The 24,896-nt window shown below is 66.1% G+C and carries 23 protein-coding genes; 8 read left to right on the plus strand and 15 right to left on the minus strand.

Features of this window, described 5'->3' with window-relative positions; all coding sequences use genetic code 11:
- Position 1: 1 nt before the first annotated feature.
- The 10 genes from ACFOOQ_RS07390 to ACFOOQ_RS07430 form a co-directional block, all read right to left on the minus strand.
- Positions 2 to 1,462, minus strand: a complete 1,461-nt coding sequence (locus tag ACFOOQ_RS07390; protein WP_379723788.1) for a CheR family methyltransferase — start codon at positions 1,460 to 1,462, stop codon at positions 2 to 4.
- Positions 1,459 to 1,950, minus strand: a complete 492-nt coding sequence (locus tag ACFOOQ_RS07395) for a chemotaxis protein CheW (RefSeq protein WP_379723791.1) — start codon at positions 1,948 to 1,950, stop codon at positions 1,459 to 1,461. Before ACFOOQ_RS07395 ends, ACFOOQ_RS07390 begins: the two co-directional genes overlap by 4 nt.
- A 734-nt stretch (positions 1,951 to 2,684) precedes the next feature.
- Positions 2,685 to 2,786: a hypothetical protein gene (locus ACFOOQ_RS23290; RefSeq protein ID WP_449265798.1), complete on the minus strand. Its 102-nt coding sequence runs from the start codon at positions 2,784 to 2,786 to the stop codon at positions 2,685 to 2,687.
- Positions 2,787 to 2,803: 17 nt separating this feature from the next.
- On the minus strand, positions 2,804 to 4,318 hold the full coding sequence (locus tag ACFOOQ_RS07400; protein WP_379723794.1) for a tripartite tricarboxylate transporter permease: 1,515 nt from the start codon (positions 4,316 to 4,318) through the stop codon (positions 2,804 to 2,806).
- Positions 4,318 to 4,782, minus strand: a complete 465-nt coding sequence (locus tag ACFOOQ_RS07405) for a tripartite tricarboxylate transporter TctB family protein (protein ID WP_379723797.1) — start codon at positions 4,780 to 4,782, stop codon at positions 4,318 to 4,320. The genes ACFOOQ_RS07400 and ACFOOQ_RS07405 overlap by 1 nt, the downstream gene beginning before the upstream one ends.
- Before the next feature lie 32 nt (positions 4,783 to 4,814).
- Positions 4,815 to 5,201, minus strand: coding sequence for a RidA family protein (locus tag ACFOOQ_RS07410; RefSeq protein WP_379723800.1), 387 nt, complete (start codon positions 5,199 to 5,201; stop codon positions 4,815 to 4,817).
- On the minus strand, positions 5,198 to 6,199 hold the full coding sequence (locus tag ACFOOQ_RS07415; RefSeq protein WP_379723803.1) for a Bug family tripartite tricarboxylate transporter substrate binding protein: 1,002 nt from the start codon (positions 6,197 to 6,199) through the stop codon (positions 5,198 to 5,200). Before ACFOOQ_RS07415 ends, ACFOOQ_RS07410 begins: the two co-directional genes overlap by 4 nt.
- A 1-nt stretch (position 6,200) precedes the next feature.
- Positions 6,201 to 7,841, minus strand: coding sequence for a hydantoinase B/oxoprolinase family protein (locus ACFOOQ_RS07420; RefSeq protein ID WP_379723806.1), 1,641 nt, complete (start codon positions 7,839 to 7,841; stop codon positions 6,201 to 6,203).
- Entirely contained in the window at positions 7,838 to 9,805 is a 1,968-nt protein-coding gene (locus ACFOOQ_RS07425; protein ID WP_379723809.1) for a hydantoinase/oxoprolinase family protein, read from the minus strand. The genes ACFOOQ_RS07420 and ACFOOQ_RS07425 overlap by 4 nt, the downstream gene beginning before the upstream one ends.
- Before the next feature lie 11 nt (positions 9,806 to 9,816).
- Entirely contained in the window at positions 9,817 to 11,274 is a 1,458-nt protein-coding gene (locus tag ACFOOQ_RS07430; RefSeq protein WP_379723812.1) for an NAD(P)/FAD-dependent oxidoreductase, read from the minus strand.
- Here ACFOOQ_RS07430 and ACFOOQ_RS07435 point away from each other — a divergent pair.
- The 3 genes from ACFOOQ_RS07435 to ACFOOQ_RS07445 all read left to right on the plus strand — a co-directional run bounded on the left by ACFOOQ_RS07435 (position 11,168) and on the right by ACFOOQ_RS07445 (position 14,990).
- A complete protein-coding gene (locus ACFOOQ_RS07435; protein ID WP_379723815.1) occupies positions 11,168 to 12,052 on the plus strand; it encodes a LysR family transcriptional regulator in 885 nt (294 codons plus the stop codon). The two genes, ACFOOQ_RS07430 and ACFOOQ_RS07435, sit on opposite strands and share 107 nt — an antisense overlap.
- A gap of 552 nt (positions 12,053 to 12,604) precedes the next feature.
- Complete coding sequence (locus tag ACFOOQ_RS07440; RefSeq protein ID WP_379723817.1) at positions 12,605 to 14,311, plus strand: Na/Pi cotransporter family protein; 1,707 nt, start codon at positions 12,605 to 12,607, stop codon at positions 14,309 to 14,311.
- Positions 14,312 to 14,411: 100 nt separating this feature from the next.
- Positions 14,412 to 14,990, plus strand: a complete 579-nt coding sequence (locus tag ACFOOQ_RS07445; protein WP_379723820.1) for a PAS domain-containing protein — start codon at positions 14,412 to 14,414, stop codon at positions 14,988 to 14,990.
- A gap of 135 nt (positions 14,991 to 15,125) precedes the next feature.
- Here the strand turns inward: ACFOOQ_RS07445 and ACFOOQ_RS07450 are convergent, their stop codons facing one another.
- The 4 genes from ACFOOQ_RS07450 to ACFOOQ_RS07465 form a co-directional block, all read right to left on the minus strand.
- Entirely contained in the window at positions 15,126 to 16,361 is a 1,236-nt protein-coding gene (locus tag ACFOOQ_RS07450) for an MFS transporter (protein ID WP_379723823.1), read from the minus strand.
- Positions 16,362 to 16,371: 10 nt separating this feature from the next.
- Positions 16,372 to 16,701 carry a DHCW motif cupin fold protein gene (locus ACFOOQ_RS07455; RefSeq protein ID WP_379723826.1) on the minus strand — a complete coding sequence of 110 codons (330 nt, stop codon included), beginning with the start codon at positions 16,699 to 16,701 and terminating at the stop codon, positions 16,372 to 16,374.
- A 106-nt stretch (positions 16,702 to 16,807) separates the two neighbouring features.
- Positions 16,808 to 17,272, minus strand: coding sequence for a DUF4149 domain-containing protein (locus ACFOOQ_RS07460; RefSeq protein ID WP_379723829.1), 465 nt, complete (start codon positions 17,270 to 17,272; stop codon positions 16,808 to 16,810).
- A 12-nt stretch (positions 17,273 to 17,284) separates the two neighbouring features.
- Positions 17,285 to 17,833, minus strand: a complete 549-nt coding sequence (locus ACFOOQ_RS07465) for a GNAT family N-acetyltransferase (RefSeq protein WP_379723832.1) — start codon at positions 17,831 to 17,833, stop codon at positions 17,285 to 17,287.
- A gap of 287 nt (positions 17,834 to 18,120) precedes the next feature.
- Here ACFOOQ_RS07465 and ACFOOQ_RS07470 point away from each other — a divergent pair, with 287 nt between their 5' ends.
- The gene (locus ACFOOQ_RS07470; RefSeq protein ID WP_379723835.1) at positions 18,121 to 18,411 is read left to right on the plus strand and encodes an SCP2 sterol-binding domain-containing protein; all 291 of its coding nucleotides are present in this window, start codon (positions 18,121 to 18,123) and stop codon (positions 18,409 to 18,411) included.
- Between the two features lie 12 nt (positions 18,412 to 18,423).
- On the opposite strand, the gene ACFOOQ_RS07475 is transcribed toward ACFOOQ_RS07470, so the two are convergent.
- Positions 18,424 to 19,941, minus strand: a complete 1,518-nt coding sequence (locus ACFOOQ_RS07475; RefSeq protein WP_379723838.1) for a sensor histidine kinase — start codon at positions 19,939 to 19,941, stop codon at positions 18,424 to 18,426.
- 365 nt (positions 19,942 to 20,306) lie between these two features.
- On the opposite strand from ACFOOQ_RS07475, the gene fabI reads away from it, so the two are divergent.
- The 4 genes from fabI (at position 20,307) to ACFOOQ_RS07495 (ending at position 24,565) form a co-directional block, all read left to right on the plus strand.
- The gene (fabI, locus tag ACFOOQ_RS07480) at positions 20,307 to 21,152 is read left to right on the plus strand and encodes an enoyl-ACP reductase FabI (protein WP_379723841.1); all 846 of its coding nucleotides are present in this window, start codon (positions 20,307 to 20,309) and stop codon (positions 21,150 to 21,152) included.
- Between the two features lie 22 nt (positions 21,153 to 21,174).
- The gene (gene aroC / locus ACFOOQ_RS07485) at positions 21,175 to 22,287 is read left to right on the plus strand and encodes a chorismate synthase (RefSeq protein WP_379723844.1); all 1,113 of its coding nucleotides are present in this window, start codon (positions 21,175 to 21,177) and stop codon (positions 22,285 to 22,287) included.
- A gap of 290 nt (positions 22,288 to 22,577) precedes the next feature.
- Positions 22,578 to 23,156: a peroxidase-related enzyme gene (locus ACFOOQ_RS07490; protein WP_379723847.1), complete on the plus strand. Its 579-nt coding sequence runs from the start codon at positions 22,578 to 22,580 to the stop codon at positions 23,154 to 23,156.
- A gap of 188 nt (positions 23,157 to 23,344) precedes the next feature.
- Complete coding sequence (locus tag ACFOOQ_RS07495) at positions 23,345 to 24,565, plus strand: EAL domain-containing response regulator (RefSeq protein ID WP_379723850.1); 1,221 nt, start codon at positions 23,345 to 23,347, stop codon at positions 24,563 to 24,565.
- Positions 24,566 to 24,896 lie beyond the last annotated feature (331 nt).

Raw genomic sequence — 24,896 nt, forward strand, 5'->3', positions numbered from 1 at the left:
CTCACCTCGACATCTGTTCGAGGTGAATTTGCAACAGGTCGCGCAACTCACCGGCGGTCAGGCCGTCGCCGAACGGCACTGTCCAGTCCACCGGCCGCGGCGCAAGCAGGCGGATTGCATTGTCGAATGACTTCTGCGCGGCCCGGCGATCACCCCGGCGCAGTTGACAGCGTCCCAGGTGGTAATGCACGACCGCCTGGCTGCGATCCAGGTAGACGGCCCGGCCGAGAGCATCTTCAGCCTCCGCCATCGATCCGCCATGCTCGGCGATCAGGGCATAGATATAATATGCTGCCGGCTCGAGCGGATGCCGCTTCAGTCCCTGCTCGGCAGCAGTCGCAGCCTCGGACCAGTTCCCGGCATCGGCGAGATGACGAATCCGCGCCATGTCATCGTCGAGCGATCGGGCCGCATCCGGCGCCGTCGATGCAGGTGCGGTCATTGACGGTGCCGGAACCGCTGGCGCGACAAAAGTCGAAACGGGAATCTCCAGCTCCGGTTCGGGGTGGAGCGCCGGATTCACCCAGTCATCGGCCGGGCTTCTCCGCTGCGGTTCGGCTGGACGCAAGGCGATGGCATCGTCAGGCATGCCGCCTGCCTTGCGATAGGCCATGGTTCCGCCCGCCACGACGGGGCTGAGGATGTTGGCGATCTCGAAATAGGGTTCCGCATGCCCGACCAGAAGCCAACCGCCGGGGGCGAGGCATTGCGCAAACAGCCGGGTCAACCGTCGCGTCAACGCCGGTGAGAAGTAGATCATGACATTGCGGCAGAGGATGATGTCGAAATGGCCCGCATTGGTCTGGGCAAAGGCGGCAAGATCGGTCGCGAGATTCTGATGCTCAAACGAAACGGATTGCCTGAAATGCCGCCGCAACACCCAGTGCCGGCCATCGCGCGTGAAGCAGCGGCGCTTGAAATCATCTCCCGATGTCCTCAACTCCCAGTCGGTGAACCGGCCTTCGTGAGCCTGGGCCAGGGCATGTCGGTTGATGTCGGTCGCCAGGATCGACGCGCGTCCATTCGCGAGCGCCGGCTGGAAGTGATCAGCCAGCACAATGGCAAGCGAATAGGGCTCGGCGCCCGAGGCGCAACCGGCGCTCCAGATCCGGAGGGGACGCATGCCCTGCTGGTCTGCAAGCCGCTCGGGGATCACGACCTGACGCAGGAGTTCGAATTGTTCGGGGTAGCGGAAGAAATATGTTTCGCCGATGGTCAGATCGTCGACCAGGGCGGAAAATTCGCCACCGGCAGCAGAGGCGAGCATGTCCGCCATATATGCAGCGACCGGACGGTTCAATTGATTGCAACGCTGCTCGATCCGGTCGGCCAGAACCTGATCGCGCTCGTCATAATACTGCAGGCCGGTCACATCGATGATCCGACGCTTGAGCCGGGCGAAATCCGGATGCGCGAGGATCGCGGTGATGCCGTCATGCCGGCTCGTCGACGCCGCGATCATGCGGCACCCCCGATTTCTGCCAGGCGCTGCTGCTGGATGGTCAGCAATTCAGCCAGCGTCCGCTCCTCCCGGACCGTCAGCAGACGCCGGGTATCCAGCAGGGCGATGTCCTGGCCATCGACCGTTGCCGAAGCGGTAACGCAGGCATTGAAACTCTCTCCTGGATCGACCGGCGAGATATGGTCCGCATGCAACCTAATGACCGTGTCCACGCCCTCAACCAGGAGAGACAACGGAGGCGATGCATTTTTGAGTACGATCACGCAGAGATAAGGATCGAAGGCGATGTCCGGCTCGCCAAACAATCGGTCGATGCGGAGAACGGGAATGACGGAGCCTGCCAGATTGAGGAATCCCTCGACGAGCGATGGGATGCCGGGCGGTCGTGTCAGGTGCGGGATATGAATCAGCCTGCGCACATCTGCCGCGGGCAGAGCGCATTTTCCCTTGGGCGATATTGTGAAAACGACCCAATGGCTCCCGGTCATCCGGTAGTAGTTCCCTCCGCGCCCGCCAGTTTCCGGCGAAGTGACGCTGCCGACGGCCGCTGCCCAAGCGATGCAGCTTTTTCAGATAGTAAAGGGCAGCCTATTCATATCCTGCAAGGATAAACCGTGTGGCATTGTTACATCTTACCGAGGAGTAGTATTTTATAACTACAATAATGAAATGTATTTTTTGACTCATGAGGCAGGACGGTCTGTTCCACTTAATGCGTCACAGGTGTCCACCTATAATGGCACATGATCATTCAACTTGGCACGGACCATCAGAGAGGCTCTGAACTGATTCAGTTAATGCACAGATTTGCAAAGTAAGTCATTGAGTTTATTGAGAGTGGCAAGAGCATGTTTTGGTTCGAGTTTCCACTTAACTCTGCCCAGATTTTTCTGGATTGCACTTAAGTCTGCACAAATCCGGACCTGGGTCTGCCCGCATTTATAAGCCCACCCTCGGGCGGCGTGGTTTTTGAGAAAATCCAATCGTCAGCAATGCAGGCAGATCGTTACCGCATCGCGCAGCAATCAGCCCCTGTTGGTGGGGAACAAGTCCTTCAGGCTGCACCGGTAATGAGCTGCATCGCCAGTCGTCTCTGACCTTGGCAATGTTGATCTGATGCCTCTTGACCCTGTGCCAGAGGCTGCGTTCCGAAATTTCCGGCAGCGAGAAGGGTCCGACCGCACCGCGCCCGCAATCGAACAGATACGCCGGCAGGTCGCGGTCATCCGACGAGATTCTGCCAAGTCACGATGATCGCCCGCTCCACGCAGCCCTGCAACGCGCGGATATTCCCGCGCCAGGCGTAGGGGGTAATCTCCGCCATCGCCGTGGCCGTGACCCCTACGACGCGCCGGCCTCGCTGCGGGCCAGCACCCGCTTGACCACCGGCAACAGTGAGCCGACCAGGAACAGCAGCGTCAGGATCACGAAAACCAGGCTGATCGGCCGGTCGAGGAAGACGATCGGATTGCCACGCCCCAGCAACAGGGCGCGCCGGAAATGCTCCTCCAGCAGCGGGCCGAGGATGAAACCCAGCAGCAGAGGTGCCGCCGGATAGTTGAACTGGCGCATGAAATAACCCACCACCCCGAAGATCAGGACGATATAGACGTCGAAGACACTGTTATCCGCGCTGTAGACGCCGATGCAGATGAACACCAGCACCGCCGGATAGAGCAGGTGATAGGGGATGGTCAGCATCCGCACCCAGATGCCGATCAGCGGGATGTTGAGGATCAGCAGCATGATGTTGCCGACCCAGAAACTCATGATCAGGCCCCAGAACATCGTCGGATGCTCGGTGATCAGTGCCGGCCCCGGCGTGATGCCATAGATCATCATCGCCCCCAGCAGCACCGCCATGATGGCGTCGCCGGGGATGCCGAGGCTGAGAGTCGGGATGAAGGCGGCCTGGGCCGAGGCGTTGTTGGAAGATTCCGGTGCCGCGATGCCTTCCAGGGCACCGTGGCCGAAACGCTTCGGTGTCCTGGAGATTTTTTTCTCCAGCGCATAGGCCATGAAGGAGGCGATGCCCGGGCCGGTGCCGGGCAGCGCGCCGACGAAGGAGCCGACCATGGCGCCACGGAGCGCCGGCTTCCAGATCACCTTCCACTCCTGCCGGCTTGGCAGCATCGACCGCAGCGAGATGCGCTTGTGCGTCAGCCTCTCTCCGGCCGGCAGGCCAACGTTGGAGAGAATTTCGGCCACGCCGAACAGGCCCATGGCCACCGCCACCAGATGGAAGCCGTCGGAGAGTTCGAGGATCCCGAAGGTGAAGCGGTACATGCCGGTATCGACATCGGTGCCGGCCAGGCCGAGGGCGAGACCGACGGCCACCATGGCCAGCCCCTTGAGCGGCGAGCCCACCGTCAGAGTCGAGGCCGCCACCAGGCCGAGGACCATCACCGAGAAATACTCCGCCGAGCCGAAGGCCAGCGCGAAGGATGCGATCAGCGGCGCGAAGCCCATCACCAGCAGGATGGCGAAGGACGACCCGAAGAAAGAAGAGATGGCGGTGATGAACAGCGCCAGGCCGGGCTTGCCCTGCCGCGCCAGCGGATAGCCGTCGATGCAGGTCACCGCCGCCGTTGCCGTGCCGGGCAGGTTCAGCAGGATCGACGCGATCGCGCCGCCGTACTGCGTGCCGTAGAAGATGCCGGCCAGCATGATCAGTGCCGCCGTCGGATCGAGATAGTAGGTGATCGGCAGGGCCAGCGAGATCGCCGCCAGCGGACCAAGGCCCGGCAGGGCCCCGACGAAGGTGCCAACCGTGACGCCGATGAAACAGAACAGAAGGTTCTGCAGACCGAGCGCCGTCTGCAGCCCCATGGCCAGATTGGACAGAAGCTCCATCATCACTGCAACCCTATCGACTTGAGGGGGACCCCCAGTCCCCAGATGAACACCGCCGACCCGAAGACGGCCATGAAGACTGCGAGCCCGACCAACGGCCAATACGACAGGCGGCGCTCGCCAAGTCCACTCACCAGAACCAGCGCGACCGTTGCCGGCATGAAACCCACCCGCTCCGCCAGCAGGGCGAAAGCCAGGATGCCAGCACTGGTCGCCAGCAATGGCCGCATGGGCATCCTGAAGGGTTTGAAACTGCCGGTATGGACCTCGACCATGATCGCGGCACCGAGCCCGACGATCAGGCAGGCCACCAGGAACGGGCCGAAACCCGGACCGGGCCGGGCCAGCGATCCCATCGGGTAGCCGTAGGCAATGGCGCCGACGACGACGCCGAACAGGATCACCACGCCGGCAGCGATCTGTTCACTTCGGCGTGCCAATGCTGTCTCTCTGGGCTGGTCACTCATCCATGTGTCTCCGGGGAAACGGTAGAGAATTCTCACGCACGCCGGCCGGCGGCGATAACCTCCATCTCGATCCGCACCGGCGCGATCAGGCCGGATATCACGGTCGAGCGCGTGGGCGGCTGCCGGGTGCCGAAGATTTCGGCGTAGGTGGCATTGAAGGCCGGATAATCGTCCTTGTCGGTCAGCCAGACCGTGACCTTGACGACATCCCCCAGCCCACAGCCGGCTTTCTTCAGTTCGGTCTCGATCATGCCGATCACGCAGCGGGTCTGGCCGGCAATATCCGGCGCTGCCGGCCTGCCATCCACCATCGGCACCTGCCCCGCCACGAAGACCAGCGGGGCATCGACACGGATCACCGGGGTGATGGGCTGGGCCTGTCCCCCCCTGAGGACAGGCCCGCCGATATGTTCGATCACTTGGTCTTGATCCCGGCCGCTTTGACCACGTCCTTCCACTTCGGCACCTCCGCCGCGATGAACGCCTTGGATTCTGCCGGCGTGCGCCCCTCGACGATGAAGCCGCGCTGGGCAAAGAAGTCCTTTAGGTCGGGCGCGGACACCGCCTTGGAGATTTCCTTGTAGAGCCGATCGAGAATCGGCTCGGGCGTGCCGGCCGGGGCGAATACGCCCTGCCAGGAGATCGCTTCGTAATTCGGCAAGGCCGCCTCGGCGATGGTCGGCGTATCCGGCAGCATCGGATGCCGTTTCTTCGAGGTGACGCCCAGCGCCCGCAGCTTGCCGGTCTTGATATATTCCGACACCACCAGCAGATCGCCGAACATGCCGTCGATCTGGCCACCCAGCAGATCCTGCAGCGCCGCAGCGCTGCCCTTGTAGGGCACATGCACCAGCTTGGTGCCCGACTGCAGGCCGAACAGCTCACCGGCCATATGCATCGAGGTGCCGACGCCAGGCGAGCCATGGGTGAAGGTGCCCGGCTTCGCCTTGGCGTAGTCGATCACATCCTTGACGGTCTTGAACTTGCTGTCGGCGTTGACCACCAGAACCAGCGGAGAACTGACCACGATGCTGACCGGTGCGAAGTTCTTCACCGGGTCATATGGCAGGTCGTCGCGCAGGGCGGCACTGATCGCATTCGATCCGGTCACACCCATCAGCAGGGTATAGCCGTCCGGCGCCGCCTGCACCACGTGGAAGGCGCCCACGGTACCGCCGGCACCGCCACGGTTCTCCACCACCACCGGCTGGCCCAGCGGACCGGAAATCTTCTCGGCGATCTGGCGGGCCAGCAGGTCGGTCGAGCCGCCCGGTGGAAACGGCACCACGATGGTCACTGGCTTGGACGGATAGGCCTCGGCCAGCACCGGCGCAGCCGATGATACCAAGGCCACGGCTGCAGCCCCCAGCAGGACGGCTGCCCCCTTCAACATGTCGCGTCGCATTACCCCTGTCATGTCAGTCTCCTTCTCTCTCGCTTGATGCGTTTGCCTGTTGGCCTTCCGCCTGTTGGCCTTCCGGTTGTCCCCATCCACCGGCACCGGCGGTTTCGACATGCAGTCGATCCCCGGCTGCCCACTCGAACTGGGCCTTGGCGCCCAGTGTTTCGATCCGTCCGTCCATCCGTTCGATCCAGGCCCGCGAAACCGCGCCCGGGGCGCCACCGGCGGCGCCACGGGCGGCATGGCAGTGCCGCTCGCCGCGATAGGACACCATGCCGCTGCCGCCGGTCAGGCAATAGACTCGCCGCAGACCGTCACCGCCGCGATGCCGGCCGGCGCCACCCGAACCGGCGGCGAGGCCATAGCTTTCGATACGGATCGGCGTACGCGCCTCGATGATCTCGACCGGCGTGTTGCGGGCATTGCTGACATCGGTGGAAATGCCGGATGTGCCGGGGCCGCCAGAATGGCCGCCGGCACCGCTGGCCATCACTTCGGTCAGTGCAAAACTGCGACCGTCGGCGCCGGTGCCGGCAAAGGCGATCACCGCCGCCACGCCAGCATTGGCCGCCGTCGCCGCGGCCGGAGCGATACTGCTCCAGGCGCCGATGATGGCGTTGCAGGCGAGCTTGACCGTACCGGTGCGGGCATTCACCGCCGCCGGCCAGCGCGGATTGACCACGCTGCCCTCCGGCAGCACCAGGTCGAGCGGCGCCAGGCAGCCGGCATTGTTCGGTGCATCCGGTGCCAGCGAACGCATGAAATACAATGCCGCCGACAGCACCGCGGCAGGCGCCGCATTGACCGGCCCGCGGGTCTGCGATGCGGAGCCGGTGAAGTCGATGCGCAGCCGGTCGCCGCGTTTCTCGACCGTCACCCGGATCGGCACCGGATCATCGCCGACGCCATCGCTGTCGAGGGCATCTTCCCACTGGCCGGTGCCATCCGGGCAGGCCAGCAGCGCCTGCCGGGTCAGGGCTTCCGCCTGCATGATCAGGGCATCGCAGAGCGCGCCGAAACTGCGGCCCTCGCGCGCGGCCAGTGCCTGCAGTTCGCGACTGCCCAGCGATGTCGCCGACCATTGCGAGGACAGGTCGCCCAGCAGCAGGTCCGGCGTGCGGCTGTTGGCCACCAGCAGGGCCTCGAGCTGCCTATCGAGCACGCCATTGCGATGCGACCGCATCGGCGGGATGCGCAACCCTTCCTGGAAGATCGAGGTGGCATGCGGCGGAATCGAGCCCGGCGTGATGCCGCCGACGTCCTGGTGATGCAGGCTCGCCGCGGCAATACCGATCATTTCGCCATCCAGAAAGATCGGGCGGATCAACGTCAGATCAGGCAGATGGGTGCCGCCGGCGAACGGATCGTTCAGCAGATAACCGTCACCCTCCTGCATGGTGCCGGCCGGAAACCGCTGCAGCACCGCAGCGACGGCCGGGATCAGCGATCCCAGTAACAGCGGCAGCGAGCGCGCCTGCGCCAGCAGCCGGCCATCGGGCAGGAACAGCGCCGCGGCGCCGTCGCCGGCCTCGCGCGCGATGGCCGAATAGGCGCCGCCGATCAGACTGTCCTGCATGCGGTCGGACGCCGCCTGCAGCGACAGCCGCAGCGGCTCGACCCGTGGCACCAGCGCGGCTTGCAGGCGCGTTACCGTCATGCCGCGCCCTCCAGATGGTGGATGGCTGCCCTGCCCCGCGCCTCACGCTGCAGCTCAAGGCCGTCCTTTGTCTCACGGCAGGTCCACCCGGCCGGGATCCAGATGCTGGTCGTCTCGGTGAAGACGGCATCCGGTCCCGGCCGTTCGGCCGCTCCGGCCGGCAGGGAAGCCCCGGCCGGCAGCGGCGACTGCAGCATGGCAGCCTGGATTACCCATTGGCCGCGCAGGCGCAGCAACTGGCGGGGTCGGTCAAAGGCATGGCCGCGCACACGGGCATGTGCCTGATCGAACCTCTGGGCCAGCGCCGAGACATCGTCACGCCGCGGATCGAACGGAATCTCCAGCGCGGCCGACTGGCCCTGATAGACCGCCTCGACCGACCATTCGATGGCCGCCGTTGCACCGGCATGGCCGGCCACCGCCTGCACTACGGCCATCAGCGCCGGCCAGTCTGTCGCGCTGATGGCAATGTCGAGCGCGCGCTCTTCTGCATTCATCTGCGCGGCCGCAAGACAGCCCAGCGCCGAAACAACCGCGGCATCGGGCAGGATCGTCACCTGCGTGCTGCCCAGAAGATCCGCCACCTCGGCGGCATGCTGCGCCCCGCCGCCGCCGCCGGCGATCAGCCGGGCAGCGGTCGGATCAACGCCATGATGATAGGCATGGGCCTTGATGCCTTCCGCGATCATCGTCGCTGCGGTCGCCACCACGGCCTGCGCCGCCGCGATGATGTCGCAGCCCAGCTCCCCTGCAACGCCGGCCATCACCGCGCGCGCCGCGACCATGTCGAGCGACAAGCCGCCGGCCAATTGCGTCGGCAGGCGGCCAAGCACCATCAGCGCATCCGTCAGGGTCGGCACTCTGCCGCCGCGGCCATAGGCAGCCGGTCCGGGCAGGCTGCCCATCGATTGCGGCCCCAGCCGCAGGGCGCCGGCACGGTTCACCTGCACAATGCTGCCGCCGCCCACCGGCACCGACAGGATATCCGCCGCCCGCAGGCTGACCGACAGCCCGCCGATCGCAACCTGCCGGCCACAGATGATGCCGTCGGGTCCGATCAAGCCGAGATCCGTGCTGGTGCCGCCCGTCTCCACCGAGATGCAGGCCACACTTCCGTCGTCCGTCATGCGGTGCAGCCGGAAGCCGCTCATCGCCGCAGCCGGGCCGGCGAGTGCCAGCCGCAAAGGCGCCGCAGCAGCATCGGCCGGCAGGTGCAGCGACGCATCGGATGTGACAATCGCCGGCTCAGGCAGGCCACGGTCGCGCAGACCGGCACCCAGCGCATCGAGGTAGCGGCGTGTCGACGGTTTGGCATAGGCATCGAGTGCCGTGGCGAGGAAACGTTCGAATTCTCCCGGCGCCACATCGACCTGATGCGACAGCGAAACCGCAAGATCGTGACCGGTCGCCGTCAAGGCGGCCCCGACCGCAAGCTCATGCGCCGGGTCACGGGTAGCATGCAGCAGGCAGACCGCCACGGCCTCGGCACCGTTGGCGACAATGCGGCGGGCGACATCGGCCAGCTCGGCCGCATCAAGCGGCTCGGTCTCCCGGCCGGCAGCATCGCGGCGGCCGCCGATCTCGAAGCGCAGGGCGCGCGGAAACAGTGCAGCCGGCACCTGCGGTTCCGGCGTCAGGGTATAGAGCGCTGCCCGATTCTGGCGGCCGACCGTCAGCACATCGCCGAAACCGCGATTGGTGATGACGGCCACTGATGGCGCTGTCTGTTCAAGCAGCAGATTGGTGACCAGGGTCGAGCCGTGGATGATGCGGCCGACTGAGGATGGCACAATGCCCGAGGCCTTCAGGGCCTCGTCGATGGCGGACAGCACCGAGATGGCGGGGTCGGCATCGCTGCGGGGAATCTTGCGGCGCTGGGCATGGCCGGCGTCGGCGACGGCGACGACATCCACATAGGTGCCGCCCACATCAATGCCGATCGACCAGGATGCCGTGCCGTTCAATCCGCCCTCCCCTAGCTGAACCGGTCTGGCCGGAATGGCGTCAGGTCGATTTCCGGCGGCCGCCCGGCGACCAGGTTGGCGATCTCGCGGCCCGTGCTGGCGCCGCCGCACATGCCGACATGGCCGTGCCCGAAGCCGAGCCAGGCATTCTCCGCCCGCGGCGCACGGCCGATCACCGGCATGCTGTCGGGCAGGCAGGGGCGATGGCCCATCCACAGGCTGGTGCTGCTGGTATCGAGATGGGGAAACAGTTCCCGCCCCTTCTTCAGCAGCGCCTCGGCACGGGCATAGCGGGGCGGCTCCTTCAGGCCGGCCAGCTCGACGGTGCCGGCAAGCCGCAGGCCCATCGCCATCGGATTGACCATCATGTTGTATTCCGTGGCCATCACGGTGCGGCCGAGCTGGAGATTCGAGCTGGCCACGGTGACATGGTAGCCGCGCTGCGATTCCAGCGGCACGCGCGCGCCGACCCTGGCGGCCAGTGCAGCCGACCACGCGCCGGCGGCGATCACCACGCCATCCACCGGCAGGCTCTCGCCATTGTCGAGGCGCAGGGCGGAAACCGTGCCGCCCTTTTTGTCAAAGCCCGTCACGCTCTGGCGCAGATGGCTGGCGCCATCGCGCAAAGCCTGGGCGTAGAGCGCCTTCACGAGCGCGGATGGATCGGCAGCCGAGCCGTTGTCGGGCGCATAATGGCCGAAGCGGAAACGGCCCTTCAGGTCCGGCTCCATCTCGGCGAGTTCATCGCTGTCGACGTCGCGTAGCTCGACGCCGAGACTGCGGCGCAGGTCCATGCCCCATTTCCACTGGTCGGCGGCCTGCCGCGACGAATAGACATAGAGACAGCCGCTGCGCCGCACGAGACCGGTGGCGCCGGCGCGCTGCAGCAGCGGCTCATAAGCCTCGAAGACCGGCTGCAGCAGTCCGCGCATCGCCGTGGCAATACGGGTGACCTCTTCTCTTGTCGACGCGCGCAGGAATCGCACCAGCCAGGGCAGTACTGCCGGCAGATGCGCCGGCCGGATGGTCAGTGGCCCCTCGGGGTCGAGCAGCCACTTCGGCACCTTCTTCCACATCCCGGGCATGCCGACCGGCAGGCAGGCACTTGGCGACAGCGAGCCGGCATTGCCGAAGGAGCAGGCCTCGCCCGCCTCGCGGGGATCAATGAATGTCACCTGATGGCCATCCCGCTGTAACCAGGCCGCCGCACAGGCGCCCACAATACCGGTACCGATTACAGCAATATGCATGCCATCCCCCGCCACGGCGTCGCCTCGTGTCGACGCCATCCTGACTGGCATTGTCAGAGCGGTAGACGTATCATACAAATGAATTCTACTTCTGTTTTCATAAGGTAATCTTATGAATATCACCCTCCGGCAGCTGCGGGCCTTCTGCGACGTCGCCCAGACCGGCAGCTTCACCCTGGCCGCCCGCCGCATGCTCCTGACCCAGTCGGCGGTCAGCATGCTGGTGCGCCAGCTGGAAACCGAATTCGGCCTGGCGCTGTTCGACCGGGTGAAACGCCGGGCACAGCTCACCGAAACCGGGCGCCAGCTGCTGCCGATCGCCGAACGCATGCTGGGGGATTTGCGTGAGGTGGTGGATGGCGCTGCCGATCTGCGCGCCCTGCGCCGCGGTACCCTGCGGCTGGCCGTGCCGCAGATGCTGGCCTGCTCCTGGCTGCCGCCGGTGCTGGCGCGATACCGATCCCTGTATCCGCAGATCGCCGTGACGGTGACCGACACCACCGCCGACCGCGTGGTCGAAACCGTACGCCAGGGCGAAGCGGAAATCGGCATCGGCCCGGAGCGGCCGGCACCGGATACCGTGCAATCGGACCTGCTGTGGCAGGAGCGCATGCAGTGCGTCTGCCCGGCCAGCAGTCCACTGGCACAGCGCGCGCAGATCGACTGGGCCGATGTCGCCGATGCCGACTGGATCCTCTATTCCGACACCTTCAGCGGCCATCTCGAACGTACGGTCTGGGCCGGCATGTCGGTGCATCTGCCGCGCACCACCCAGGTCCGCTACCTGCCGACCGCTCTGGCGCTGGTCGGCCAGGGCATGGGCGTCACCGCGGCACCAGGTTATGCGGAGCCCTTCGGCCGGCTGTTCGGCACCGTCTTTGTCGATATCGCCAACCCGGTGATGCTGCGCAGCTTCCTGCTCTACACCAAGAAGGGCTACGACCTGTCGCCGGCCGCCCAGGCCTTCCGCGAACTGGCTGAACAGAGCAGGGCGTAGGCAACACGGGGGGACGCGTTGGATTGCCTGTTCGCCAAAATACTGAAAGCCCAATACCCCGGATGTCGATCCGGGGCGTCGATATGCGTTCGGGACATCATTTCGGGAAATCTGGGACGCTTAAGGGGACGGCCGATAGCAGGCCAAGGCCCCCATCTGATGCGCTGCCAGGCCGGAGTGCTCTCCCATACTTGATACAGGGCCGCTGATCCCGAACCGCCATGAGCGCTCGGCGAGATGGGCCGTTGGCTGACCAGCCATGGCTTAACAGCCGAATTCCGAACCCCTTTTCCCGATAAGTGTTCATTTAATGCGGCAGAAGCTGTGCAGCGTTATGGCAGTCTGTGCAGGTAATGGGCCATTTCAGAGAGGCGCCGGAAAATCACCCATAAAACACTTGGGGCCACTGTCATATAGGTGTAATGATTCTGTAACATTCAGAATCCCGGGGCTTCCGGCCATGCTGTTCCTCCTCTGCGACGACGACCCCGACATCCGCGACGCAGGCGCGCCCCCCGCATCCCGTGCGCACCGCTGCCGGGGGGCCGCCGAATGACCCAGGGTGCGACCGACCTTCTGCTCAATCTCGTCGCCGGCGTCGCCCTGCTGCTGTGGGGCGTGCGCATGGTGCGCACCGGCATGACCCGCGCCTTCGGCGCCCAGCTGCGCCGCCTGCTCGGCCGCGCCATGCAGAACCGTTTCCGCGCCTTCGCCGCCGGCATCGGGGTGACCGCCCTGCTGCAGTCGAGCACGGCGACCGGCATGATCGTCGCCTCGTTCGCCGGCCGCGGCCTGATCTTCGGTCCTGCCGCCATCGCCGTGCTGCTCGGCGCCGGCATCGGCACCTCGATCAGCGCGCAGTACCTGTCGCTCGACCTGCACTGGCTCGGGCCGGCCTGCATCATCCTCGGCGTGACCGGCTTCTTCGCTGCCGAGGGCGGCCTGCCGCGCCATGGCGGCCGCCTGCTGATCGGGCTCGGCCTGATGCTGCTGGCGCTCGAGATGATCATCAATGCCTCGGCGCCGATGCGCGATGCGCCGGAACTCGCCGCCCTGCTGCAGCCGCTGGAGCGCGCGCCCCTGCTCGCCGTGCTGATCTTCGCGCTGCTGACCTGGCTGAGCCACGCGAGCCTCGCCACCGTGCTGATCGCCGCCTCGCTGGCGCGTGCCGGCACCATCGATGGCGCGCTCGCCGTGGCACTCGTGGTCGGCGCCAATATCGGCACCGCGATCTCGCCGCTGGTCGCAGCCTCCGGCCAGCCGCCGGCGGCGCGCCGCGCCCAGCTCGCCAACCTGATCGCACGGGTGATCGGCACGCTGGCCGTACTGCCTTTCCTGCACCAGCTGCCCGGCTGGCTGTCGGTGTTCGGCGACGACGGCGCACGGCTCGTGGTCAATGCCCATACCGCCTTCAACATCGCGCTGGCCGCGGTATTCCTGCCGCTGGTGCGTCCGCTCGACGCGCTGACCCGCCGCCTGCTGCCCGATCCGCCGGTGACCGATCTCGCCGCGCGGCCGCGCTATCTCGACAAGGCGGCGCTGGACACGCCCGGAGTGGCGCTGGCGGCGGCGGCGCGCGAGACCTTGCGCATGAGCGATATCGTCAGCCGCATGCTCGACGAAACGATGACGGTGTTTACCCGTGACGACGCCAAGCTGGCCAAGGCGGTCGAACACAGCGACGACGACGTCGACCGCCTGCACGAGGCGATCAAGCTGTATCTGACCGAGCTGTCGAAGCATGAACTCGACGAGGGCGAGAGCCGCCGCTATGTCGACGTGCTGACCTTCACCACCAATCTCGAACACATCGGCGACATCATCGACAAGAACCTGATGGAGCTGGCGCAGAAGAAGATCAAGAACAAGCTCGCCTTCAGCAGCGAGGGCCTGGCCGAGCTGACCGGCATCCACCGCCGCGTCGCCACCAACCTGCAGATGGCCTGCAACCTGTTCATGGCCGGCGACGTCAAGCTGGCGCGCCAGCTGCTGCAGGAGAAGGCCTCCTTGCGCGCGGCCGAGCAGCAGGCCGCCGAGAACCATTACCAGCGCATCCGCGAGGGCCGCACCGAAACCATCGAGACCAGCGCGATCCACCTCGACGTGATCCGCGACCTCAAGCGCATCAACAGCCACCTGACCGCGGTGGCCTACCCGATCCTCGAGCAGTGTGGCGAGCTGACCGCGACGCGGCTGCGCGCCGACGAACGGGCCGCGCGGTCGCTGCTGCCGGGCAAGGGCAATACCGGCCTGGCGTGAGCCGGCCGCCGTCGCGGAAAACCGCTATTTGAACAGTTTCTATATGTTATTCTAGCGAGCCGTGTGTTATGACCCTCCGCCGAGAGAGGGACCTTCGCCGATGCTGCCCGAGAGAATACAGCACGATCCGGTGCTGGCGGATCTTTACCGCTACTGGGACAGTCGCCGCGCCGGACCGGTTCCGCCATCGCGCCAGGATGTCGATCCGCTGGACATGCCGCGCCATGTGCTGCCGCATCTGCTGCTGGTCGAGCTGGTGGGACCGGTGCCGCGCATCCACTACCGCCTGGTCGGCACCGCGATCGCCAGCCGGTACGGCGAGGATTTCACCGGCCGCTGGCTCGACGAGCTGGCCGGCGTGAATTACCGCGACCTGCTGGAGCGGCTGTACCGGCTGATGCGCGAGACGCAGCGGCCGGTCTATGTCGAAAGCCTGTTCCGTCTTGATCCGGAAACCACCGCCGAGACCCGCCGCCTCTACCTGCCGCTGACCAGCGATGGCGAAGCCAGCCTGGCACTGGCCGGCCAGACCTTCCCCACCTACCCCTATGACAGCCGCGATTTCTTTCCGATGATCCGCGGCGGTCCCGGCGATGCCGGCACCGGCCTGGTCCGGCATCGCGAATGGCTGATCGACCCGGAAAGCGGACAGATGGACCTCTGCACGCCGGCCGACTGATCCGTCGGCAACGGCAGCATGGCTGTCGTCCGTATTGCGCGTCGCCTGCTTGCGGGCGTCGATCCGGCCCACCAGATCGTCACCGGCCTTCGCCCTGCTGGTCGAGGCGCTGCGCCATCGCAGCCGGTAGAGGAATCAGATGGCCGCGGCGGTCCCGGCCTGCGGCTGCCGCCGCAGTTCGCGCCACAGCAGCCAGACGGCGATGGCGGCATTGCAGATGTTCCACGCCACGCCGTTGATGATGGCAGCCTGGTAGCTGCCGGTCGCATCATAGATGGCACCCGACAGCCAGCCGCCGAGCGCCATGCCGGCCATGGTGGCGGAAATGGTGATGCTGACGCGGAAACCGGCCTCGCGGGCGGGAAACAGCTCGCGGATGATGAAGGCATAGCTCGGCACGATGCCGCCCTGCATCAGGCCGAACAGCGCCGAGACGATATAGAGCGACGCCAGTCCGTTGAACGGCAGGTAGCAGGCGAGCGCAATCGCCTGCAGTACCGAGCCGAGCAGCAGGGTCGACAGGCCGCCGATGCGGTCAAGGATCCAGCCCGACGCCAGCCGGCTGACGATGCCGCAGCCGAGCATCAGCGACAGCATCTCGGCACCGCGCGCCGGACCAAACCCGAGATCGACGCAATAGGCGACGATATGCACCTGCGGCATCGACATGGCGACGCAGCAGCAGACGCCGGCAACCAGCAGTAGGCCCTGCACCAGGCGCGGCGACAGGCCGAGCGGCCGGCTGCCGAACACCGGCTGGCCGGCGGCGGCGAGCGGCGGCGCCGGCTGGTCCGGCGCGCGGCGATGCAGCACCAGCAGCAGCGGCAGCATGGTGACCAGGCAGAAGGCGGCGACGCCGATATGGGTGGCGCGCCAGCCGGCAAGCGCGATGAAATGCGCCAGCACCGGCGGCCAGAGCGTGCCGGCGAAATAATTGCCGGCAGCGGCCAGCCCGATGGCAAGACCGCGCCGGCCGGAAAACCACAGCGAGACATCGGCGATCAGCGGCGCGAACATCGCCGCACCGCCGACGCCGACCAGGGCGCCGTAGAGCACGGCATACGACGTGATGCCGGGCGCAAAGGCGGTGGCGACATAGCCGCTGGCCAGCAGCACCACCGCGCCCATGGCAGGCCGCATCAGGCCGAAGCGGTCGGACAGCCGGCCGATCACCACCGTGCCGGTCATCAGGCCGATCATCGCCGCGGTATAGGGCAGCGAGGCGGCGCCGCGGTCGACGGCGAATTCCGCCTGCACCGCCGGCATGGCGACGACGATCGACCACATGCCGACGCCGCCGATGGTGCCGAGCAGCACGCTGGCGGCCAGCCGGATCCAGGCGTAGCGCGATTCGATGCCGGACGTGCCCACGATCAATGCGTCAGTCGACAATGAAGAGCCTGGCGCCGGTGGCGGTGCGCGAGCGGTGCGGCTCGGCATTGTCGGCCACCTGGTAGGACTGGCCGGCGGTCAGCGTGAAGACGCGGCCGTCCTTAAGCTCGGTGACCAGCTCGCCGTCGAGCACCAGCAGGATATGGCCCTTCACGCACCAGTGGTCGGCCAGATAGCCCGGCGTGTATTCGACCTGGCGCACGCGGATCGGGCCGAAATTGCGGGTGCGCCAGACCGCCTCGCCGGTCTCGCCCTTGTGATAGGTGGGCGCGACCTGCGACCAGTCGGTGGTGCCGAAGGGAATCTCTGACATCTGCATGGCGGAGGGCTCTGTTTTTTTATGACCGGGTGGCGATGTCCGTTTGTACGCCCGCCGGGCCGGCCGGCGCCAGCGCGGAATTGTCCCGCAACAATTGCCGCCGGCGCTAATGCGCGCCGAAAACCGCGCCGGCGATGGTCACGGCGCCCGCCAGCAGCAGCAGGAGATGCAGCCGGAAGGCCCAGGCGAAGGTGGCCTCCGGCGCCGTCCGCACCCGGCGGCGAAAGGCGGCATGCAGCCACAGGGGTTCGGCGACGAACAGCACGAAGGCGAAGACGAGCCACAGGCCGGCCATCGCCCACATCCACCAGAAGGCCGGCATGGCGAAGCGATACCACAGGTCGTTGTTGCGCAGCATCCACAGGCCGCTCAAGCCGGCCAGCGCCACCGCCCAGCGCGCGATGGTGCCGAAACGGCCCTCCATCGCCTCGAACAGGGCGAGCTTCTGTTCCGCCGTCGGCTGCCGGCGTGCCAGCGGCAGCACCACGAAGGTGACAAAAGCCACCCCGCCGAACCACACCACGATGGACAGCACATGCACGGCGCGGGCGATCAGCAGGTCATCGGTCATGCCACGCCGCCGTCAATCCTTCTGCGGCGGGCGCAGGCGGGCCATCATGATGATGTCGTCATACTGGCCGTCGAGCTTGCGGGCGCGGCTTTTCACGCCTTCGGTGACGAAGCCGAACTTGCGGTACAGCTTCACGGCATTGGCATTGCTGGCATAGACCTGCAGCTCGACGCGCTCGATGCCGACGCGGCCGGCGCTGTCGAACACCGTCTGCAGCATCTGGCGGCCGAGGCCGCGGCCGCGATACGGCAGATCGAGCCCCATGCCGACGGTGCCGACATGGGCGAAGCCGCCGCGATGCTCGCTGGGCGGTGCCACATGGATGTTGCACCAGCCGACCACCGCGTCCCGCGCGTCGACGGCGACGATGAACGGCAGGCCGCGCTGCAGCATCGCCTTGATGTAGAATTTCACCTCCGACAATGCCGGCGCCGCGGTAAATGCCAGATAGCGCCGCTCGGCCGCCACGCGGTCGAGGCAGGCGCGATAGCCTTCGGCATCGCCGTCGCGGATCACGCGCAGGATCGCCGTCGCCTGGTCGGGAACTGTCGCTTCACTCATCGGTCACGTCACTCATTGCATGCCCTGGCGCCGCTTGCCGGTCTGGCCCATTCCGATTCTGGCCGGTGGCGGGCTCGCCGGATGTTTTCTCCCTGCCGCAGCATCCTGCCATAGCGCGCGATAGGCAAAGACGGCTGGCTGTGCGATGTTTTTGCGTATTGGACCGACGCTACTTGACGCTTACGTAAGCGTCAATATAGCGTGCCGCGAAAGCCATATGGTGCCTGACGTTACGTTATGTCCAGAGGCGGCAGGCAGCCAGTCAGCGGAGCCAGGGAGGCCCACAGATGTCGCTCGAACAGATCACCCAGTCCATGAGCCAGCGCGTCAGCCCGGGCAGCCTCGATGCCACCGTGAAATTCGATTTCGGCGACGACGGCATCGTCTTCGTCGACGGCACTGCCGGCACCGTCAGCAACGAGGATGCCGAGGCCGACTGCACCATCACCATGTCGATGGACAACTTCAAGGCGCTGGTCTCCGGCGACCTCGACCCCACCACCGCCTTCATGATGGGCAAGCTGAAGGTGAAGGGGAACATGGGCGTGGCGATGAAGCTGCAGTCGATCCTCGGCTGAACTTCGCGCTGACTAGGCCGCGAGCCGGCGACTCTCCGGCAGGGTAACCGTCACGGCCGTCCCCTTGCCCGGCTCGCTCGCCAGGGCGACCTCGCCACCCTGCATGCTGACCAGGGCCCGCACGATGGCCAGCCCGAGCCCGGCGCCCTGGTGCTGCCGGCTGTAGACGCTGGTCACCTGGGCGAAAGGCTGCATCAGCCGCGGGATATCCTTTGCCGCGATGCCGATGCCGGTATCGGCAACCCAGCAGCGGACCCGCCCCCCGCCGTCGGTGTGCAGGCCGCAGGTGATCTGGCCGCCGGCCGGCGTGAATTTCACGGCATTGGACAGCAGGTTGAGCAGGATCTGCCGCATGGCGCGCTCGTCGGCCCGGGCGGCCGGCACGTCACCGGCAATGTCATAGACCAGCGTGAGGCCGGCCTCTTCCGCCTGCCGGCGCATGACATTGGCGACATCGTTGATGACATCGCGCAGATCGATGTCCGTCGTCTCGATGGCAAAGCGCCCGGCCTCGATGCGGGACAGGTCGAGCAGGTCGTTGATGATGCTGAGCAGATGCCGGCCGCTGGCATGGATGTCGGCCGAGTACGAGCGCACCAGATCGGCATTGGTGATGTTGACAATGCCCGACTTCATCGCTTCGGAGAAGCCGATGATGGCATTCAGCGGTGTGCGCAGCTCGTGGCTCATATTGGCGAGGAACCGGCTCTTCGCCTTGCTGGCGCTCTCCGCCTCGTCGCGGGCGCGGCGCAGGACTTCCGCAGCCTCGATCTGGTCGGTCATGTCCCAGTTGGTGCCGATCAGGCGGCGCGGCCGGCAGTCCGGATACCGCTGCAGCACGGACTGCACATACAGATGGCGAATGCGGCCATCGGGCAGCACGATCCGGTGTTCCAGTTCGAAATCGCTGTTACCGTCGCGCACCGCATCGGCCCGCGCCGCCATCATGGCCCGGTCATCGGGATGGATGCACGCCAGCCAGGTCTCGCGCGTGATCGGCGAGCTGTCGTCCGTGCGTCCCCACAGCTCGTTCATCCGCGCATCGAAGGTGGTTTTGTCGGTGTCGAAGTCGTAGGACCAGATACCGATGCCGCTGGCCTCGATCGCCAGCTGCAGCATCTGCGTCATTTCCTCGCGTTCGGCTTCGTGCCGCTTGCGGTCGGTGATGTCGGCGACCTGGGCGATAATATAGCCGGGCTGCCCCGCATCGTCGGGGATCAGCGACCAGCCGACATAGCCCCAGACTTCATGGCCGTCGCGATGCAGGTAGCGCTTTTCGGCATACTGGTGCGTGGCCTGCTGCGACGCCAGCGTGGCAATGGCCCGGGCCGAGACGCCGACGTCTTCCGGGTGGGTCAGGTCGCGAAAACTGCGGACCAGCATCTCTTCCCGGCTATAGCCGAGCAGTTCGCAAACCGCCCGGTTGGCCAGCAGGCAGCGGCCATCGAGCGACAACAGCACCATGCCGATCGGCGAATATTCCATAATCGCGGCAAGTGCGGTGCGACCGTCAGTCCTGGTCAGCGGCATGGCCGGCACGTCCTTTTTCAACGTTTCTATCGGTGAATAAATATGAATACGAAACAACCGCCAGTTATCTTTCGATAATGCGGCCGGATGGAAACCTGCCGCGGCCCTGGTTGCGGCAGCGCCGGGCATCCTTGCTGGCCGCTTCTGCCGTTTGAGCGGCTGCACTTCGCCGGATTGCGTCCGGGTTCCGCCCCGGGGGAGTTTTTCTATTCTCCATAATGGCTTAGGCTGCTTGGCCCGCGCGCGGCTTTCGGTTACTCTCGCCGGCCTGTGTTTCGTGCCTGGCGCGCCTGACCCCACCGATGCGGGCAGCGCCGGCCGTCGCGCCGACAAAAAGAGTGAAATTGCTGTTTTCCGAGGGATTCATGTCGCATCCGCAACCGTTGATGGCCGGCAAGCGTGGCCTGATCATGGGCGTCGCCAACGACCGCTCGCTGGCCTGGGGCATTGCCCAGGCCGTGCATGCCCAGGGGGCGGAGCTGGCCTTCACCTATCAGGGCGAGGCGCTGGAGCGCCGCGTGCGCCCGCTGGCCCAGGCGGTCGGCTCGAAACACGTGCTGGAATGCGACGTCACCAATGCCGCCTCGATGGATGCGGTGTTCGACGTGCTGGCCAAGGACTGGGGCAAGCTCGACTTCCTTGTCCATGCCATCGGCTTTTCCGACAAGAACGAGCTGAAGGGCCGCTATCTCGATACCAGCCCGGACAACTTCGCGCTGACCATGAACGTCAGCTGCTACAGCTTCACCGCGGTGATGCAGCGCGCCGAGAAGCTGATGAGCGATGGCGGTTCGGCACTGACCCTGACCTATTACGGCGCCGAGCGCGTCATGCCGCATTACAACGTGATGGGCGTGGCGAAAGCCGCCCTTGAGGCCTCCGTGCGCTATCTCGCCGTCGATCTCGGCAAGCAGGGCATCCGCGTCAACGCCATCTCGGCCGGCCCGATCAAGACCCTGGCCGCCAGCGGCATCGGCGATTTCCGCTATATCCTGAAATGGAACGAGCTGAACGCGCCGCTGCGCCGCAATGTCAGCATCGAGCAGGTCGGCGGCGCCGGCCTCTATCTGCTGAGCGATCTCGGCTCCGGCGTCACCGGCGAAACCCATCACGTCGACAGCGGCTATCACACCATCGGCATGGTGGCGACCGACCAGGCCGCCAATGTCGCCGAGCTGCTGCTGTCGCTCGGCGGCAAGAAGCCCGAATAAGCCAGACCCCGGAAACCAACCCGTGTCCGACAACGCCTACGGCAAGCTGTTCCGCGTCACCACCTGGGGCGAAAGCCACGGGCCGGCGCTCGGCTGCGTCGTCGACGGCGTGCCGCCGCAGGTGCCGCTGTCGGAAGCCGACATCCAGCACTGGATGGACCAGCGCAAGCCGGGCTCGTCGCGCTTCGTCACCCAGCGCCGCGAACCCGATGCGGTGAAGATCATGTCCGGCGTCTTCGAGGGCGTCACCACCGGCACGCCGGTGTCGCTGCTGATCGAGAATGTCGACCAGCGTTCGAAGGACTACGGCGAGATCAGGGACAAGTTCCGCCCCGGTCATGCCGATTACACCTACTGGGCCAAATACGGCATCCGTGACTATCGCGGCGGCGGCCGGTCGTCGGCACGCGAAACCGCGTCGCGCGTCGCCGCCGGCGCCGTGGCGCGCCAGGTGCTGAAGACTTTGCTCGGTCCGCAGGTTTCGATCCGCGGCGCGCTGGTGCAGATCGGCGAGAAGAGCATCGATTACAGCCGCTGGAACTGGGCCGGCACCGAGCAGAATCCCTTCTGGTGTCCCGATCCGGCAATGGCGATGGACTGGGAAGACTATCTCGACGGCATCCGCAAGGCGGGCTCGTCGGTCGGCGCCGTGGTCGAAGTGCATGCGAGCGGCTTTCCGGCGGGCCTCGGCGCACCGGTCTACGGCAAGCTCGACACCGAGCTTGCGGCGGCGATGATGAGCATAAACGCCGTGAAGGGTGTCGAGATCGGCTCGGGCTTTGCCGCCGCGCGGCTGACCGGCGAGGCGAATGCCGACGAGATGCGGCTCGGGCCTGACGGCAAGCCGGTGTTTTCGTCGAACCATGCCGGCGGCATCCTCGGCGGCATCTCGACCGGCCAGGACATCGTGGTGCGCTTCGCGGTGAAGCCGACGTCATCGATCCTGTCGCCCCGTGCCACGCTCGACCGCTTCGGCACGGAAACCGAGATCCAGACCAAGGGCCGCCACGACCCCTGCGTCGGCATCCGCGCCGTTCCCGTCGGCGAGGCGATGATGGCCGCCGTGCTGGCCGACCACCTGCTGCGCCATCGCGGCCAGGTCGGGGACTTTCGGTCCGGTTTCGATCCGCGCTGACGCGCCCAGGCTTTGATCCGCGCTGACGCGCCCAGGCTTTGATCCGCGCTGACGCGCGCTGGCGGCTTCGATCTGCGTCGAGCAATGGCGCGCCTCTGATTGTCATCTTGTCATCCCGGCCGTAGCGACAGCGAAGAGCCGGGATCCCATTTCTGCCGGCCCCGTTGCAAAACGGGACCCCGGCGCGCGCGATGCAACAGCATCGCTTGGCCGGGGTGACACTCTTTGGTGATAAGCATTTCCTCCCGCCGGTCGGCGCTTTAAGCTTGCCTCCAACAGGAGGAAACGCCATGAGCCAGCCGCAACGCGTCCACGCGCTCGACATCCCGATCCCGGCCCGCAAGGATCTCGACCCGGATACCCAGGCCTATTTCGCCAAATGCGACGAGAAGATCGGCTTCGTGCCGAACGTGCTGCTGTCCTACGCCTTCGACGCCAAGAAGCTGCGCGGCTTCTCGGACATGTACAACGATCTGATGCTGGCGCCCTCAGGCTTGAGCAAGCTGGAGCGCGAGATGATCGCGGTGGCGGTCAGCAGCATCAACCACTGCTTCTACTGCCTCACCGCCCATGGCGCCGCGGTGCGCCAGCTGTCCGGCGATGCGAAGCTCGGCGAGCTGATGGTGATGAACTGGCGCAGCGCCGAGATCGGCCCGAAGATGAAAGCGGCGCTGGAGTTCGCCAGCAAGCTGACCGAACACCCCGACAAGATCGTCGAGGCCGATCGGCAGGCGTTGCGCGATGCCGGCTGGACCGACCGCGACATCTGGGACATCGCGGCGACGGCGAGCTTTTTCAACATGTCGAACCGCATGGCCGCCGCCATCGAGATGATGCCGAACGAGGAATACCACGGCAGCTTCCGCTGACACCTCTCCTCCTTTTTCGTCACCCTCGGGCCTGACCCGAGGGTCCCATTCTGTTTACCCCCACAAAAATGGGATGCCCGGGTCAAGCCCGGGCATGACGAAGATGAGAAGACGGAGGCGCCGCGACCCGCTTGACCCGGCGATAACGGCAGCTGAGACTGCGCCGATACCGTCGCGGAGCCTTAAGCGTGCCCGTTTTCGATATCGCCAAACTGCAGGTCCTGGTCGTCGATGACCTGAAGACCGTGCGCGAGATGACCCGCGCCATGCTGCTCGACCGCGGCTTCGGCCGGGTCGAGATCTGCGACGACGGCGCGCCGGCACTGGCGTTTCTCGATGCCCTGGCGGCCGCCGGCGGTGACGACCGCTGCGACCTGATCCTGCTCGACCTCAACATGCCCGGCATGGACGGTATCGAGGTGCTGCGCCATCTCGCCGACCGCAACTTCACCGGCCATGTCGCCCTGTTCAGTGCCGAATCGGCCCGCGTGCTGCGCACCGCGGAAGCGCTGGCGCGCGCCCATAACCTCAACCTGCTCGGCGTGGTGCCCAAGCCGCTGACCGCGGCGGTCATCGACACACTGCTCGACCGGCTGAATGCCAGCGGCGCACCGGCGCCCGCGCCGCAGGATGCGCCGCCGAGCGAAATGGAACTGCTGGACGGCATCCGCCGCGGCCAGATCGAGGTGATGGTGCAGCCGAAGGTGTCGCTCGCCACCGGCCGGCCGGTCGGCGCCGAGGCGCTGGCACGCTGGCGCCATCCCGAGCGCGGCCTGCTCGGCGCCGGCCAGTTCGTGCCGCTGGCCGAAAATGGCGCGGCGGCCGAGCCGCTGTTCGATGCCACGCTGGCGGCGGCGCTGCGCATCGCCACGCAATGGCGCCAGGACCATCACGACCTGCAGATGGCGATCAACCTGTCGACCGCCAACCTGTCGCGCCTCGACCTGCCGCAGCGCATCGCCATGGCGGTGGCGGAAGCGGGCCTCGCGCCCGATGCCATCGTGCTGGAAGTCACCGAAAGCCGGCTGATCCATGATCTCGCCGCCGCGCTGGAGGTGCTGACCCGGCTGCGGCTGAAAGGCTTCCGGCTCGCCATCGACGATTTCGGCACCGGCTATTCCTCGCTGGAACAGCTGCAGCGGATTCCCTTCGAGGAAATGAAGATCGACCGCCGCTTCGTCGGCCCCGCCGCCCATGACCCGGCAGCGCGCGCCATCGTCTCGTCGAGCATCGGGCTGGCCCGCAAGCTCGGCATGACCACGGTGGCCGAGGGCATCGAGACCCGCGCCGCCTGGGATTGCGCCGCCGGGCTGGGCTGCGATGTCGCCCAGGGCTATTTCATCGCCGAGCCGCTGCCGCCGGCCGACCTCGGGGCCTGGCTGGCCGGCTGGAGTCGCCGCCAGCCCTGAAGCGGAGGCCCCAGCGATAGGCCCCGGCGATTCGTCCGGACCCGGCCGATTGCCCGTTTGCGGCCCGTGCCTCATTATAAGTCATTGTGACAATTGCCTGTGTTCCAGGCGCAACACCCCTGCCCAACTTCGCGGCTGCAATATGGTATGTCGGCGAACAATCTGTCGCGGAAGCGGTTCCGGCGACTCATAAAATTGCCAAGCCTATGAAATTGCAGGACTAAGCAAAAAATTATGTTTTTCCTCTTGCGCTGCACCCGGCTTCCCGCTAAATATTGCAGCGCAACAAGCTTCCGGTTTGTTGCATGCCCTTCTCGGGCGTTTCCTCCCT

The sequence above is a fragment of the Ferrovibrio xuzhouensis genome (assembly GCF_042648965.1).
In the GTDB taxonomy this organism is placed as follows: Bacteria; Pseudomonadota; Alphaproteobacteria; order Ferrovibrionales; family Ferrovibrionaceae; genus Ferrovibrio; species Ferrovibrio xuzhouensis.